A 14388-nucleotide genomic window follows, 5' to 3' on the forward strand; every position below is an offset into this window, starting at 1 on the left:
CTCCTCGCCCGGGCGCCCTGCAGCGGTTCCACCACGGCAAGCGCTTCTGGATTCCATCGCGCCTCACCCCGATGGACCGTGCAACCGCCCGGCCCGGCAAGGGCGGCCCGCCGCGCCCCGGCGGCGCCCCGCCGCACCGGTGGGAGTCCCGCCGGAACGCTGAGCCATTCGGGTGAGGTGCGGGACCCCGCCCTCGGGGCGGTGACGGCTTTCCTGCGCGGGCCGGCAGCCGGAAGCGCTCTGCGCGGGTCGTGCCGCGGCGGTCCGGCGAGCCGGTCCGATACCTCGACGCCCCCGGTCTCGCCGGCCGTCGAGCGCCCGGCCGGTCAACCATCCTTCACACCAGGCTCGTTGACCGTAGGATCTGCATTCTGTCACCCGCAGCCGCGACCGGCAGCGCCGTTCGCCGCCGGTCCGGAGCCGACGACCGCCAGGAGAGGCCCGTTGAACACCCCGCCCATGCACGGCCAGGCCACCGCCCACCGCATGGACCCGGCCGGCGGGTGCCCGCACGCCGACAACGCCCGGCTGCTCGCCCGGGGCGCCGTGGCATCCGTGGTGCTGCCCGGCGAGGTGCCGGGGATGGCGGTGCTCGGGCACGAGGCCCTCAAGGAGTTTCTCGCCCATCCCGATGTCGCGAAGGACGCGCGCCACTTCACCGCGCTGACCGACGGACGGATCCCCGACGGCTGGCCGCTGCGGACGTTCGCCACCGTGCAGGGCATGACCACCGCCGACGACGCGGACCACCGGCGGCTGCGCACGCTGGTGAGCTCGGCGTTCACCCCCCGGCGGGTGGAGGCACTCCGGCCGCGCATCGAATCCCTCGCCGCCGACCTGCTCGACCGTCTCGAAGCCGCGGCCGCGGCGGGGGACGGGACGGTGGACCTGCGTGCCGGGTTCGCGATGCCCCTGCCGATGGGCGTCATCTGCGAGCTTCTCGGGGTGGACGAGCGGCACCAGGATCGCCTGCACCGTCTGTCGAACCAGATCGTTGCCACCGACATCGGGCCCGCGGAGGCCATGGCCGCCAACCGGGAGCTCGTGGAACTGCTGAGCGCTGTCGCCGCGGCCCGCGCCGAGCAGCCCGGCGACGACCTGACCAGCGCGCTGATCACCGCCCGCGACGGCGGTGGTGACCGCCTCGGCCCCCACGAGCTCATCGGTACCCTGCTCCTGATGATCATCGCCGGCCATGAGACCACGCTGAATCTCGTCACCAACGCCGTACGCGCTCTGTGCACCCACCGGGACCAGCTCGACCTGGTCACCACGGGCAGCGCCGCGTGGGCCGACGTCGTGGAGGAGACGCTGCGCTGGGACAGCCCGGTCAGCTACTTCCCGTTCCGCTACCCGACCCGCGACCTGACCCTCGACGGGACCGTCATCCCGAAAGGCACCCCCGTACTCGCGGGATACTCCGCCGCCGGACGCGACACGTCCGCACACGGCCCCGACGCCGACCGCTTCGACGTCACCCGCCCGCCCAGGACATCGGCGGCCCGCCACCTCTCCCTCGGCCACGGCCCGCACTACTGCCTGGGAGCGCCACTCGCCAGGATGGAGGCGACGATCGCGCTGGAGCAGCTGTTCCGCCGCTTCCCGGAACTGGACGTCGTCGTTCCCGACGACGAACTGGTGCGCCATGCCAGCTTCGTGGGCAACAGCGTGCGGACACTGCCCGTACGGCTCCGCCCCGATGCGGGTTCCGCCGGGGGCTGAGGCCCGGCGGGACGCCGTGTGCACCGCCGGACCCGCACACGGACCCGGGGCCGAGCGGTTCGCGGGTTCGCGTCCGCGGTGGGGATAGCGACTCGCCAGAGCCGGGTGCCGTGCCGCACCCGACGGCGCACTGCGGCACCCTTGACCTCTCACCGCCCCGCGCAGGCGCGGGGCGCGGCCGACGAAGGGACCACGCTCTCATGACGTCCACACCTGTCCACTCCACCCCCGAGCGGCCGACCGTGGCCGTCCTCGGCACCGGGATCATGGGATCAGGGATGACGCGGAGCCTGCTCCGGGCGGGACTCGACGTCCGTGCCTGGAACCGTACGCAGGCCAAGGCGGCCCCCCTGGCCGCCGACGGCGCCACAGTCACCGAAACGGCGGACGAGGCCGTACGCGGCGCCGATGTCATCGTGACGATGCTCAACGACGGCCTCTCCGTCGCCGCTGCGCTCACCGCCGCCTCGTCAGGAGTACGCCGCGGCCAGATCCTGCTGCAGTGCTCCACCGTCGGGATCGACGCCACCACCGAACTCGCCCAACGAGCTGCGGACTTGGGACTCGTCTATCTCGATGCCCCGGTTGCCGGCACCAAGCAGCCGGCGGAACAGGGCGCATTGACGGTCTTCGTCGCCGGACCGTCCGCTGTCCGGCCGTCGGTGGGTCCGGTGCTGGACGCGATCGGACAGCGCACGTTCTGGGTCGATGAAGCACCGGGTGCCGCCTCCCGGCTGAAGCTCGTGGTCAACACCTGGGTCATCAACCTGGTGGGCAGCATCGCTGAATGCCTCAACCTCGCCGATGGACTGTCCGTCGACCCGCAGTCGTTCCTCGACGTGATGAAGGGCGGCCCGCTCGACTCCGCCTATCTCCAGGGCAAGTCCGCGGCGGTCCTCTCCGGCGACCTCACCCCCAGCTTCGCCCTGTCCACCGCGCTCAAGGACACCCGCCTCATCCTCGAGGCCGCCCAACGGTCAGGGGTGACACTGGACTTGGTCGCTGCGTCGGCCGACCGGTTCGAGCGTGCGGAAGCGGCCGGTCACGGCGACGAGGACATGATCGCCACCTACTACGCGGGCCGTCCGGCGGAGAAGGACGGCGACTGACCCTCCCCGGCCGCAGCGGGAGCGGGGGCCACGCGTTCCGTGGCCCCGCCGAACGCCAGGAACGTGGAGCGTGAGGCCGGCAGGCAGATCGCTTCGACCTTGCGGAACATGTCCTCGCAGGGCCCGATATCGGCAGGCAGCCGGGGTGGGGGCAGGCTGTCGCTCCTGCCGTCGACCCGATAGGTCGCGAAGGAGGCCGTCGACGACGCGGTCGTCGCCGAGTCCACGGTGACGAGGATGTCCGTACACATGCGCCGCGACATCCGGTCCGCCGGGCGGTCGCCGAAATGGCCTCGCAGCGCCTCTCGTCCCACGGTGCGGCGCCCGTCCGCGGGCCATTCCCAGGTGCCGTCTGAGGTGAACAGCTCGGCGACCGTGCCCGGTTCGCCGAGGTCGAGACGGCGGACGGACTCGATGACGAGACGCACGCAGGCCCGCTCGGCGAGCAGATGGTCCAACGGTTCCGGGATGACAACGGAATTGATCGTCATCGCGCGGTCCTGTCCGTGCGTGCGACGCGTGTACCAGGGCGTTTCCTCAGGCCGCCCGTGTATGCGACGAACGCGGTGCGGGTGATGGACGGCAGGGCCCGGTTGAAGGCGGTGTGGGTGAGGGGCGGCAGGGCGCGCAGCTCGTCGTCCGCGAAGTCCACGGCCGGCTGGGCCACCGGGGCGCCGCCAGAACGCCGTTGGCCCTCCCGCCCACGTCGTCCTCGCCGAAGAAGAAGATCACCGCGATCACGGGAGCCTGGGGCGCGGGGGATTTCGCGGGGCCGACCTGCGGGCAAGGGCGGCGGCGGGGCCCGCGCCCTCCTTCCGTGTCCGGCAGGAGAGGCGGCGCGCAGAACCGCCCCACCGGTACGGGGGAGCCCGGTGGGGCGGTCGGCACCAGACTGCCACAGGCGGCGGCCGAATGGGGACCGACCGGCGGGCATCCGAGGTGGTTGAGTCGAAATCGCTCCCGGACCGGGTGCCGGATCCGGTCAGTCGGGCGGGTATCCCACGATCGTGTGTGTGGCGGCGGGGGACTCCTCCGTCGCGCAGTAGTGACTGCTGAGCCGCGAGAAGCGGGCGGTGTCCCCCGTCTCCAGCCCATGCGGTACGTCGTCCACCACCAGTGTCACCTGGCCGGACACCACCAGCACATACTCCACGGAGTCCGCGCCGTGCGAGCTGATCTGGCTCTGTGCGTGCGGGTGCAGACGGGTGCGGTAGATCGCGATACCGCCCTGCTCATGGTCGGCGAACAGCAGGTTGACCGAAGTCTCGTCATCCGGCTCGTCCAGCGACCAGACGCGGATGATCTCCGGCCGGAGCAGCGGCTGGCGCAAAGGATCCGTGCACCTGGTATTCGGCGCATCGGAGATCCGTACCAGCACATCGACGGTCGGACCGGCTTCGGCGCGCTCGATCTGGGACAACAGCCCCTTGTTGACGCCGGTCGCCGAGGGCAGGTCGCACAGACTTCAACCACGGGCCAGAAGGCTCCGGTTGAGATTCCCCGCCGGCGACGTACGCACCGCACCCGTCCCGGACTGCTGGGCGCCCGATGGCTGCTACGGCGCGGGCAGGTCGGCGGCGGCGTGGGCCTCGGACACCGTTCCTCCTCGCTGTTGGTGGTATGCGCAGGTCAGCGGCATCGCGGTCTGCCCATTGAAACTGCCCAGCCGGCCGTGGGCGGTGCACGAGTGCTGGGGGTGCGTCAAAGGATGCCCCACGATGGTCCAGGTCGTGGACACCCGATACGGGCCGATCGCCTGGGGGCGGGCCACCGGATCGGCGGGGTGGCGTCGGCGCGCCGGACCGACCGGCGGGCATCCGCGCACAGGTCCGGATTCATTGCGGCCCTGTGAACAGTCCGCCGTCCGGGAATACGTGCATGTTGCAGTCGGCTTCTGATGGTGTAGCCGGCGCGGGCTGCCGAGGCAGCCGATGCCACGATCCGGAGCGAGGGAGCACATGCCCAAGGCGTACGTATTCACCCGCAGCGGCGGACCGGAGGTGGAAGCCCTCGTCGAGCAGGAGGTGCCCACGCCCGGGCCGGGGGAGCTGCTCGTCGCGGTGCGGGCGGCCGGGGTCAACCCGGTCGACTGGAAGCTGCGCCACGGATACACCAGGCCCGGCAGTACGCCGCCGCGGTTTCCCGCCGTGTTCGGCAGTGAGGCCGCCGGGGTGGTCGAGCGCGTCGGTCCCGGTGTCGAAGGGTTCGAGGTCGGGGACGCGGTCTTCGGCAACCCGCTGACCGGCGGGTACGCCGAATACACCCTGCTGCCCGTCGCGGTCACCGCACACAAGCCGGCCGGCCTGTCGTTCGCCGACGCGGCCGTCCTGCCGGTCGCGGCGGCCACCGCGTACGACGGCATCCGGCAGCTGGACCCCGCACCGGGTTCGACTCTGCTCGTCAACGGGGCCGGAGGCGGCGTCGGTGTGGCCGCCGTACAGCTCGCACGCCACTTCGGGGTCCGGGTCATCGGTACGTCGAGTGCCGCCAAGAAGGACTTCGTCGAATCGCTCGGCGCCGTGCACGTACCGTCGGGGCCCGGCGTCGCCGACCGCGTACGGGCAGCGGCCCCGGACGGGATCGACGCCGTCTACGACATGGTTGGCGGCGACGCCCTGCGGGCCGTCGCCGAGCTCGTCACCGACCGGAAGCGGCTGATCAGTGCCGGAGGCAAGCCGCTCGCCGTCGAACTGGGCGGAGCAGCCGTCGAACGGCTCCGCAACGCCGCAGTCCTCGACGAAGTGGCCCGCCTCGCCGTCAGCGGCGCCCTCAGCGCGTACGTGACACAGACCTTCACGCTCTCCGACGCGGCCGCGGCCCTGCGAGCGGTGGAGAGCGGGCACACCCGGGGGAAGATCGTGATCGAGGTGGCCGCCGCATGAGTGCCCCGCACCACACCGCCCCTGTGACGCACCCGCTCGACAACCCGGCCCGCGCCTCGCTGACCGGACCGCACGCCCACTTCGCCGAGCGCCGGGGCCGCGTCCTGCGCTACCCGGCGGATGTCGCGCCTTGGTTCGCCCTGCCGGATTCCCCGGACGCCGACGACTGGGCCGATGTCGCCGCGCTGGCCGGCCCCGGAGGATCCGTCACCGTGACCGCGCTGCGCGAGCCGCACCCCGGCGACTGGGAGGTCACCTTCCAGGCGGAGGGCGTCCAGCTCGTCGACGACGCAGTGGCGGCCGCCCCGGACGCGGAGGCCGTACGCCTCGGCCCGGCTGATGTGCCGGACATGCTCGATCTGGTCGCCCGCACCCGCCCCGGACCGTTCCTGCCGCGCACCGTGGAGCTCGGCACCTACCTCGGAGTCCGCCGAGGCGGGGCCCTCGTCGCCATGGCGGGGGAACGGCTGCGCCCATCCGGCTGGAGCGAGATCAGCGGCGTCTGCACGGACGAAACGGTGCGCGGCCAGGGGCTCGCCGGCCGCCTCGTCCGCGCCGTCGCCCACGAGATCAGGGAGCGCGGCGAAATGCCGTTCCTGCACGCGGCGGCGACCAACACCAACGCCATCAGGCTCTACGAATCGCTGGGCTTCCGGCTCCGCCGCCGGACGTCGTTCCTCTCCGTCGTCGTACCGCACGACCTGCCTGCGGGCGAACGTATCGGCACGCGCGGCGTGGACGACGCGCAGGCCGCGGCTGTGCGCTGACGCCGGGTGCCGCCTCCTCGGGTCCCGGGCCGAAGGACCTTCGGCCCGGGACTTCCGGCCCGAATCCAGCTGGTTCTCCCCGGCCCGGGACCTTCGGCACGGCCCATGAGGCCGTAAGCCTCGTGCGCCGGCCACCCGGTCCGAGTGGACTGGGTGGGTGAGTGCCGGCACGGGACCGGCGCCTGCAGGAGGAGGCAGCGCAGTGACCATCAGGCTCCCGCGCTCCGCAGCCGGGTCCAGGGCGGCACTGTCGGACGGCTGTGCCAGGGAGGCCGAGGCCTCCGCACCCAGGGTCGGGAACGCCGCGCTGTTCGGCGGACTGGTGTTGCTGACCGTCGCGATCGTCGTCCTCGACATGAAGACCGGTGAGGGCCTGCGCCTCGTTCCCCTGCTGGTCGTCGTGCCCGCACTCGTCTCGGTCTTCGGCACCATTCGGCAGACGGTGGGCGTCGCCGCCTGGATCATGTCCGTCGTCGTCGTCTCCCGGCTCGTGTCTGGCGGCACGTTCTGGGATCTCGCCAGCGGCGTCGGCTTCACGGTCCTGGCCTGCGGCCTGGGTGTCGGTTCCTGTTCGCTGCGGATCCGGCACGCCACCGAGATCGCCAGACTGCGCACCGCGGCCGGCGCGCTCCAGCGGCAGATCCTGCGCCCGCTGCCCGTCCTGACCGGGCAGGTCGTCGCCCACGGGGTCTACACCCCGATCGAGGAGGACCGGCTGGTCGGCGGTGACATCTACGAGGTCGTCGAGTCGCCGTACGGAACGCGGGTGATCATCGGCGACGTCCAGGGCAAGGGGATCGCGGCGATCGGAGCGGGGTTCGCCGCGCTCGGTGCGTTCCGCGAGGCGGCCATCCGCGAGCCCATGCTGACCGGGGTGGTGGACGCCCTGGAGGACGCGGTCGTACGCCACAACACCTTCTCCGCCCAGACCGGCGAGACCGAACGGTTCGTGACCGCCCTGATCCTGGGCTTCGACGGCGGCACCCAGGTGCAGGTCGTCAACTGCGGCCACCTGCCGCCCCGGCTGCTGCACGAGGGCACGGCGGCCGTGGTGCCGCTGCGGCACACCTCCGTCCCGTTGGGCATGGCCGAACTCAGCAGCGAGGCACGCGTCGCGGAAGAGTTCCACCTGCCGGTCGGCGCGACGCTCCTGGCGTTCACCGACGGAGTGACCGAGGCCCGCGACGGCGATGGCGTCTTCTACCCGCTGGACACCCGCCTCGGCCGCTGGGCCGGGAACGGGCCCCGCGAGCTGCTGGACGCTCTCCACCGGGACCTCGTTGCCTTCACCGGCGGAGTACGACGCGACGACATCGCCGTACTCGCCCTGCGCGGAGCGCCGGTCGGCAGCCGCCGGTCCGTGACGTCCGGCGGGGGTGCGCGGCGGTCCGCGCAGGCATTCAGCTAAGGGCTGTCCCGCCGTCCCTGGCGGGCGTACGAGGACAGCTGCGGCACCTCGCTGTGTTGCCGGAATGCCCGAATGCACCCCGTACGATGCCGCTTGTCCGCGCCATGCGATGCACCACATCTGACGCCGCGCGCCGATCCACCAGGGATGACGGGACAGCCCTTGGGGCCACTCGTTCGGATCATGCCGGGCTCGTGGGGTCCGGTACGCACCTCTGCCGCGTTGTCGTGGGTCCTCTCCGAGCTCTCGGCTTCGCTCGAGCGGGGAGAACCCCATCGCTCCGCGTGGCCTCCTCGTTCCGCCCGGCAACCGCACGCACGGCCGTGACATCAGTGGCTCCGCGGCCGACCGCTCCCTGCTCCGGCCTGATCCGAAAGACGGGCCCTGGCTGTGAAAGACGGTCCCTGGCCGCAGGGGAGTGGCGATGACCGGTAAGGGGGCGACCCGACGGGTCGCCCCCTTACCGGTCTGTCCGCCTCTGCCCGGCGGGCGGGACAGGTCCTGGGCCTCCCTTTCATGTCCCGTTGCGACTTGTGTCGCGCCGGGACATTTTTGGTGTACGGTGCATGTATGAATCCGGAACGAAAGCCTCCGGAGCGTCGGAGCCGAAAGGCCCGCCGGACCCGGGACGCACTGGCGAAGGCAGCGTTCGAGCTCGTGCTCGACCGGGGCCTCAAGAGCGTGACGGTCGAAGAGATCGCGGAGCGCGCGGACGTCGACCGCCGCACCTTCAGCCGGTACTTCGCCGGCAAGGAAGCCGCAGTCCTGGACTCTCTCCGGGGCGACGGCGACCGGATCAACGACGCCCTGCGCGCCCGCCCGGCCGACGAGCCCCCGCTGACCGCCTACCGCCGCGCCGTCGTCGACTGGCTCGACGACCCCGACGCACAGGCCTGGCACCGCCGCCCCCGGATCTTCGACCTGCTGGTCGTCGCCGAGGCGGAACCCACCCTCTACGCGGCCTTCCACCACATCAGGGTGGACGCCCAGGAGGACTCGATCGGCATCATCGCGGACCGGCTCGGCGTCGATCCCCGGCGGGACATCCGTCCGGCCGTCACGGTCGCCGCAGGCGCCGGGGCACTCCTTGCGGCCCAAGCCGCCTGGGTGCGCGGCGGACAGCCGGACGCCCTGCCCGGACTGGTCGGACAGGCCTTCGACGCCCTCTCGGGGGAACTGCTCGCGCAGCCTCCCGCCGGGCCGACGCAGCACAGCACCACGGAAGGAAACGCACCGTCATGAGCACCCCCCTCACCCCCGCCGACCAGGAGTTCGCCGGCCGGGCCGCCCTCGTCACCGGCGGAGCCTCCGGCATCGGACTGGCCCTGGCCCGCCGGCTGGCCGCGGGCGGCGCGGCCGTCGTCGTCGCCGACTACGACGAGGCGAACGCCCGTAAGGCGGCCGCCGAACTGGAGAGCGTCGGCGCCAAGGCCGCAGCCGTCGCCATGGACGTGACCGACCCGGCCTCCGTCGAAGCGGGCGTGCGGTTCGCCGTCGACACCTTCGGCGCCCTGCACCTCGCCGTGAACAACGCGGGCATCGGCGGCCCGAGCGCACCGACCGGTGAGTACGCCGTCGAGGACTGGAACCGGGTCGTCGCCACCAACCTCAGCGGGGTCTTCTACTCGCTGCGCCACGAACTCCCCGCCATCGTCGCCGCGGGCGGCGGCGCCGTCGTCAACATGGCGTCGATCCTCGGCACCAACGGCTTCGCCGGATCCCCCGCCTATGTCGCCGCCAAGCACGGCGTCGTCGGCCTCACGAAGACGGCGGCCCTCGAGTACGCCGCACAGAACGTCCGGATCAACGCCGTCGGCCCCGGCTTCATCGACACGCCCCTGCTGCGCAACACCGAAGGCCCGGCCCGCGACCACCTCGTCTCGCTGCACCCCGCCGGCCGCCTCGGCACCGCGGAGGAAGTGGCTGAACTGACCGCCTTCCTGCTCTCCGACCGTGCCTCCTTCATCCACGGCAGCTACCACCTGGTGGACGGCGGCTACTCCGCGTCCTGAGCGGTCATCGACAGCGGTCCTCGCCCCGGCCCGCGCCGGAGCGATCGAGGTCCATGTCGGGGCGTACACGCCGGACGAGGCGCCGCCGGCGGACGAGAGGCCGCACGCCGGCACGATCAGCGGACGGGTGGTCGTCCTCTCCGGCGGCCGACTTCGCCGACGGTGCACGAAGGAGTGCGGGCCGTCGCCCCTGCGCGACGGCCCGCACTCCCGTGCTCCGGACCGATACCCACGGCACCGCGCTCCGTCGATACTGGGCGGATGGAATTCGTCGCGCTGATGACGCTGCCCGGACTGGTGATCGGCCTGACTCTGGTCGCGTTGGTCGACCAGTTGATGCTGCGGGCCGGGCGCGCCGGGATGCTGCCATGGCGCAACGGCGCTCGCCAGGGCCAGGTGTCGGCGACCGGTTTCGAGCAGCTGCACGCGAGCTTCTCGCCGGGCAAGCAGAGTGAACTCAAGGAGCGCCGGAGCGCCCTGCTGCTCCGCGACGACGAGGAGGACGGCGCCCCGCCGAACCGCACCACCGTCGACCTCGACGCCGGCCGCGCCGTCATTCGGCTCTCCTCGGCGACCTCCCCCCGCGGCGTGAGCGCGCGGAGGCACGACCGGCGGACGGGGCATCGTGCGGGACCTCCGTGAGGGTGGGACCGGCACCGGCAGGTCAACCGGGGTGCCCGGGCCGTGCCGTCCGTATCAGCGCGGCGCCGAGCCCCAGCCAGCATGCGGCGAACAGCCAGCCGGCCACCACATCCGTTGCCCAGTGCACCCCGAGCAGAATCCGGCTCAGTCCGACGGCCACGGCCCAGCAGCCGAGCAGTACGGCCGCGACGCCGCCGGCCCCGCTCCCGCGTGCCCGGTGGCCGATCGCCGCCACCAGCAGGCCCGCCATCAGCGTGGACGTCGTCGCGTGCCCGGACGGGAACGCGAACCCCGAGGCGTGCGTCGCCCAGTGACCCACCGGCGGGCGGGACCGGCCGATCGCCTCCATCAGCCCGTAACGCAGCGCCTGCCCGAGCAGCAGGAAGACAAGGGCGCCGAGCGCACACCCCAGGCGGCGGCGCATGTCCCGGCCGGCGATCAGCCCGGCCGCCACCGCGGCGGCGTACGGAAACACACCCGTCCCCGTTGCCGTGACGACCCCGGCCAACGTGACGAGCACGCCGGGCCGATGGTGCATCGACCATGTGTGCGCGGCCCGGTCGATCGGCAGCACGGACCCGTGCCCGGCCATGAGAACCAGCACCGTCAGGCCGAGGAGGCCACCCGCCCCGGTCAGTGCGGCCCCGAGCGCCGCACCGAGTCGGGGAACCACCGGGCTGTCCGCGAACCGGATGCGCCCCGTCGCCGGCGCCTCGTCGGTCACCGCGCCGCCACCAGCGGGCGCAACCGGCTGTCGCGCAGCCGCTCCACCGCGGGAGCGCAGCGCCGCGCGGCGACCGTCAGCGGCCAGCCGACGAGCGCACCGGTGGCCAGGCCGGTCAGCGCATCGTGCGGATAGTGCACCCCGATCCAGACCCGGGACGCAGCCATCAGGAGCGCCGCGGGTATGGCGATGGCGCCGAGCCGGCGGTCGGTCAGCACAAGCGCGACCGCCGCCGCTGCCGCGATCGCGGCGTGATTGCTGGGGAAGGACCAGTCGCCGAGCGGTGGGCACGACTCCAGCGTGACCGCGTGCAGCGTCTGGCAGGGCCGTTGCTCATGGACGGCAATCTTCAGTACGTCGTTGACCGCATAGGCGGCCACCACGACCAGGGGCGCGCAGAGCGCCATGGCTGCGCGCGCGGGGGCCGAGGAACGGGACCGCCACCAGGCCGCGAGCATCAGCAGGGCGAAGAGCCCGAGACCGAAGTCGGACCAGACGCGGACCCCGGTGTCGAGAGTGGCGGGGGTGCGCTCGGCCAGCCCGGTGATCCAGGTGTACAGGCCACCGTCGAGCGAGGTGGCGGCGGAGGCGAGTGGCATCAGTTCCGGTCTCCTTCGACGGCACGCCGGTCGCGCGAGCGCAGCAGTTCGGCGGCGAGAGGGATGAGGGACACGACGACCACGACGGCGACGATCGGCAGCAGATAGCGGTCGACATTCGGCACCGACGACCCCAGTCCGTACCCCGCGAGCACCAGCCCGACCGTCCAGAGCGTGCCGCCGACGATCTGCCAGAGCGTGAACAGCCGGGCCGGTACGTTGAGCGCCCCGGCCAGAGGGTTGAGCACCGTACGCACCACAGGGACGAAGCGCGCCAGCACGATCGCCCGCGCATGGCCGTATCTGCCGAGCAGCTCCTCCGCGCGGGCCGCGCCCTCGTGCAGCCGCTTGGCCCGGCTCCGGGACAGCAGGGCGCGACCGCCACGACGCCCGATCGCGTATCCGGTCTGCGCGCCGAGCAGCGCGCCGGCCACGGAGGCGATCAGCACCTGGGACAGCGAGAGGTGGACCGGCCCGTGGGTGCCCGGCACGCTGAACAGACCCGCCGTGAACAGCAGGGAGTCGCCGGGGAGGAAGAAGCCGACGAGCAGCCCCGTCTCGGCGAACAGCACGGCCGCGATGCCGAGCGCGCCGAACGCGGCGAGCAGTGACCCTGCGTCGAGCAGGTTCACCGCTTGTGGCGCGGCCGCCAGTGAGGATACGGACACGGCGGAGGGCCTCCCATAATGGTGAGCGGGCGCATCGGCAGGACGCCCTACTGACTACAGTGATGTAGACGGTCTACATCACTGTAGACGCTTGAAGCGGAGGGAGGGTTCCCATGCCCGAGGTGCAGGGGATATCGAGCGGCGATCCGGACCCTCGCGCGGCCGCCGAGCCGAGCTCTCGGCCGCACAGCGGGCCGGGTACGGAACACGGTGCGGTGCCGGAGCGACGTCCGGCCGGCGAGCTGGAATCCACCGTTCTCGCGGCCCTCTGGGCGGCCGACACCCCGCTCACCCCCGGCCAGGTGCAGCGCTCCCTCGGTGGGCCGCTGGCCCGCACCACCGTCACCACGATCCTGACCAGGCTGTACGAGAAGGGCACGGTCAGCCGTACCCGGTCGGGGCGCGGCTTCGCGTACACCCCCACCGAGGACGCGCCCGGACTCACCGCCCGCCGGATGCACAGCGAGCTGCAGAAGGAGGAGGACCGCAGCACCGTGCTGGCCCGGTTCGTCTCGCAGCTCACCGACGAGGACGAGCAACTGCTCCGCCGGCTGCTCGACGGAGACTCCCGATGATCTACGCCGTGTGGGTTCCGCTGCTCATGCCGTTCGTCACGGTTCCCGCTGCCCGTCGTCTGGCGGACGCCCTGTCGCCCCGGCACGCCGTGCGGCTGCTCGCCTCGGCAGCCGTCGGTCTCGCCTTCTGCAGCACGCTTGCCCTGGTCCTGCTGGTGGTGCCCGGCGCGACGCGGCTGACCGCCGTGGCCGCGGTCGGCGAGCTCGTGAAGCCGCTCGCCGCCGCGCCCGCGGTGGCCGTCCCGCTCGCATGCGCCGCCCTGACGCTGCTGGCCGGCTGCGCCGCCGCAGTGGTCCGTTCCACCCGCCGGCACTGGAAGGAACTGCACCGCGCAGTCGAGGTCACCGACGGTTCGGTCGGCGAACTCGCCGTCCTGCGCGACAGCCGTCCCGACGCCTATGCGCTGCCCGGCCTCCCGGGCAGCCCGGGCCGGATCGTCGTGACCACGGGCATGCTGCGCGCCCTCGACCCCGTCGAACGCGACGCCCTGCTCGCTCACGAACGCGCCCATCTCGCGGGCCGACACCACCTCCTCCACGCCGCAGCCGAACTGGCTGCCCTCTGCCATCCCGCACTGCGCTCCCTGCGCGCCCCCATGGGCTACGCGCTGGAGCGCTGCGCCGACGAGGCGGCCGCCGCGGCGATCGGCGACCGGCGGGTCGCAGCGCGCGCGATCGGACGCGCCGCGCTCGCCGCACGGGCCGCCGAAGGGGCGCAGGCGCGCCCCCGCGTGGCGCTCGCCGCAGCGGCCGGACCGGTGCCGCGCCGGGTCGCGGCACTCCTCGGCCGCGCGGCCCCCCGCCCCCGCGCAGGCCGTGTGGCCGCGGCGGCGCTGCTGGCCTGCCTCGCCCTGTCCGGAGCGGCCGCGATCGACGCGACGCACGATCTGCACCACAGCATCGAGGTGGCGCAGGGCGAGAGCCCGCAGCGCTGAGTCCGCACCGGCTGAGGCGCAGGCCGGAGCATCCACGGTGAGCCGGAAGGCGCGGCAGCGAGTCCGTAGGGCGTGCGGCGCACCATCGGCGGACGGCATGCGAGCGCAGCCCGTGGTGAGCGGGGGAGCATCGGGTCCCCGCCCGGGCCCCCGACGCGGAACCGGGTGCAGGACCAAGACACGATCCTCCGGCCGCACGAGTGACCAGCGCTCGCGGCCGCACGCCGTGGCTACACTGAGCGTCATGGGTTCGTACTACTTCTTCCGCTGATTCCGGACAGCGGCGCCGCCATGCGCCGCTGAGCGCCGCCGTGTGACCCGAACGGTCACTTCCGCGCGTGCCGC

Annotated in this window: 16 protein-coding genes; 10 read left to right on the forward strand and 6 right to left on the reverse strand. The window is 72.8% G+C overall.

Annotation, left to right across the window (positions count from 1 at the left end; genetic code table 11):
* Window positions 1–486: 486 nt before the first annotated feature.
* The gene (locus OG878_RS36085; RefSeq protein WP_443049286.1) at window positions 487–1722 is read left to right on the forward strand and encodes a cytochrome P450 family protein; all 1236 of its coding nucleotides are present in this window, start codon (window positions 487–489) and stop codon (window positions 1720–1722) included.
* A 200-nt stretch (window positions 1723–1922) separates the two neighbouring features.
* On the forward strand, window positions 1923–2831 hold the full coding sequence (locus tag OG878_RS36090; RefSeq protein WP_328890667.1) for an NAD(P)-dependent oxidoreductase: 909 nt from the start codon (window positions 1923–1925) through the stop codon (window positions 2829–2831).
* Here OG878_RS36090 and OG878_RS36095 read toward each other — a convergent pair.
* From OG878_RS36095 to OG878_RS36105, 3 genes are all read right to left on the reverse strand, one after another.
* A complete protein-coding gene (locus OG878_RS36095) occupies window positions 2795–3322 on the reverse strand; it encodes a nuclear transport factor 2 family protein (RefSeq protein WP_328890668.1) in 528 nt (175 codons plus the stop codon). The genes OG878_RS36090 and OG878_RS36095 overlap by 37 nt on opposite strands.
* The gene (locus OG878_RS36100) at window positions 3319–3498 is read right to left on the reverse strand and encodes a hypothetical protein (protein WP_328890669.1); all 180 of its coding nucleotides are present in this window, start codon (window positions 3496–3498) and stop codon (window positions 3319–3321) included. Before OG878_RS36100 ends, OG878_RS36095 begins: the two co-directional genes overlap by 4 nt.
* Window positions 3499–3813: 315 nt before the next feature.
* Window positions 3814–4251 (reverse strand): cupin domain-containing protein, encoded by a 438-nt coding sequence (locus OG878_RS36105; protein WP_328890670.1) that lies wholly within the window; start codon window positions 4249–4251, stop codon window positions 3814–3816.
* Between the two features lie 538 nt (window positions 4252–4789).
* Between OG878_RS36105 and OG878_RS36110 the strand changes: the two genes are divergently transcribed.
* The 6 genes from OG878_RS36110 (at window position 4790) to OG878_RS36135 (ending at window position 10542) form a co-directional block, all read left to right on the forward strand.
* The gene (locus OG878_RS36110; RefSeq protein WP_328890671.1) at window positions 4790–5713 is read left to right on the forward strand and encodes an NADP-dependent oxidoreductase; all 924 of its coding nucleotides are present in this window, start codon (window positions 4790–4792) and stop codon (window positions 5711–5713) included.
* Window positions 5710–6480, forward strand: a complete 771-nt coding sequence (locus OG878_RS36115; RefSeq protein WP_328890672.1) for a GNAT family N-acetyltransferase — start codon at window positions 5710–5712, stop codon at window positions 6478–6480. Before OG878_RS36110 ends, OG878_RS36115 begins: the two co-directional genes overlap by 4 nt.
* Window positions 6481–6682: 202 nt before the next feature.
* The gene (locus tag OG878_RS36120) at window positions 6683–7888 is read left to right on the forward strand and encodes a PP2C family protein-serine/threonine phosphatase (RefSeq protein WP_443049206.1); all 1206 of its coding nucleotides are present in this window, start codon (window positions 6683–6685) and stop codon (window positions 7886–7888) included.
* 570 nt (window positions 7889–8458) lie between these two features.
* Window positions 8459–9130, forward strand: a complete 672-nt coding sequence (locus OG878_RS36125) for a TetR family transcriptional regulator (protein WP_328890673.1) — start codon at window positions 8459–8461, stop codon at window positions 9128–9130.
* The gene (locus OG878_RS36130; RefSeq protein WP_328890674.1) at window positions 9127–9900 is read left to right on the forward strand and encodes an SDR family NAD(P)-dependent oxidoreductase; all 774 of its coding nucleotides are present in this window, start codon (window positions 9127–9129) and stop codon (window positions 9898–9900) included. Before OG878_RS36125 ends, OG878_RS36130 begins: the two co-directional genes overlap by 4 nt.
* 261 nt (window positions 9901–10161) lie before the next feature.
* A complete protein-coding gene (locus tag OG878_RS36135) occupies window positions 10162–10542 on the forward strand; it encodes a DUF6191 domain-containing protein (protein ID WP_328890675.1) in 381 nt (126 codons plus the stop codon).
* A 22-nt stretch (window positions 10543–10564) separates the two neighbouring features.
* On the opposite strand, the gene OG878_RS36140 is transcribed toward OG878_RS36135, so the two are convergent.
* The 3 genes from OG878_RS36140 to OG878_RS36150 are packed head-to-tail and all read right to left on the reverse strand — an operon-like array spanning window position 10565 to window position 12533.
* Entirely contained in the window at window positions 10565–11266 is a 702-nt protein-coding gene (locus OG878_RS36140) for a phosphatase PAP2 family protein (protein ID WP_328890676.1), read from the reverse strand.
* Window positions 11263–11865 (reverse strand): phosphatase PAP2 family protein, encoded by a 603-nt coding sequence (locus tag OG878_RS36145; protein ID WP_328890677.1) that lies wholly within the window; start codon window positions 11863–11865, stop codon window positions 11263–11265. Before OG878_RS36145 ends, OG878_RS36140 begins: the two co-directional genes overlap by 4 nt.
* The gene (locus tag OG878_RS36150) at window positions 11865–12533 is read right to left on the reverse strand and encodes a DedA family protein (RefSeq protein ID WP_328890678.1); all 669 of its coding nucleotides are present in this window, start codon (window positions 12531–12533) and stop codon (window positions 11865–11867) included. Before OG878_RS36150 ends, OG878_RS36145 begins: the two co-directional genes overlap by 1 nt.
* 113 nt (window positions 12534–12646) lie before the next feature.
* Between OG878_RS36150 and OG878_RS36155 the strand changes: the two genes are divergently transcribed.
* Entirely contained in the window at window positions 12647–13108 is a 462-nt protein-coding gene (locus tag OG878_RS36155) for a BlaI/MecI/CopY family transcriptional regulator (protein ID WP_328890679.1), read from the forward strand.
* Entirely contained in the window at window positions 13105–14043 is a 939-nt protein-coding gene (locus OG878_RS36160) for a M48 family metalloprotease (protein ID WP_328890680.1), read from the forward strand. Before OG878_RS36155 ends, OG878_RS36160 begins: the two co-directional genes overlap by 4 nt.
* Window positions 14044–14388: the final 345 nt, after the last annotated feature.

Source organism: Streptomyces sp. NBC_00316, from assembly GCF_036158715.1.
In the GTDB taxonomy this organism is placed as follows: Bacteria; Actinomycetota; Actinomycetes; order Streptomycetales; family Streptomycetaceae; genus Streptomyces.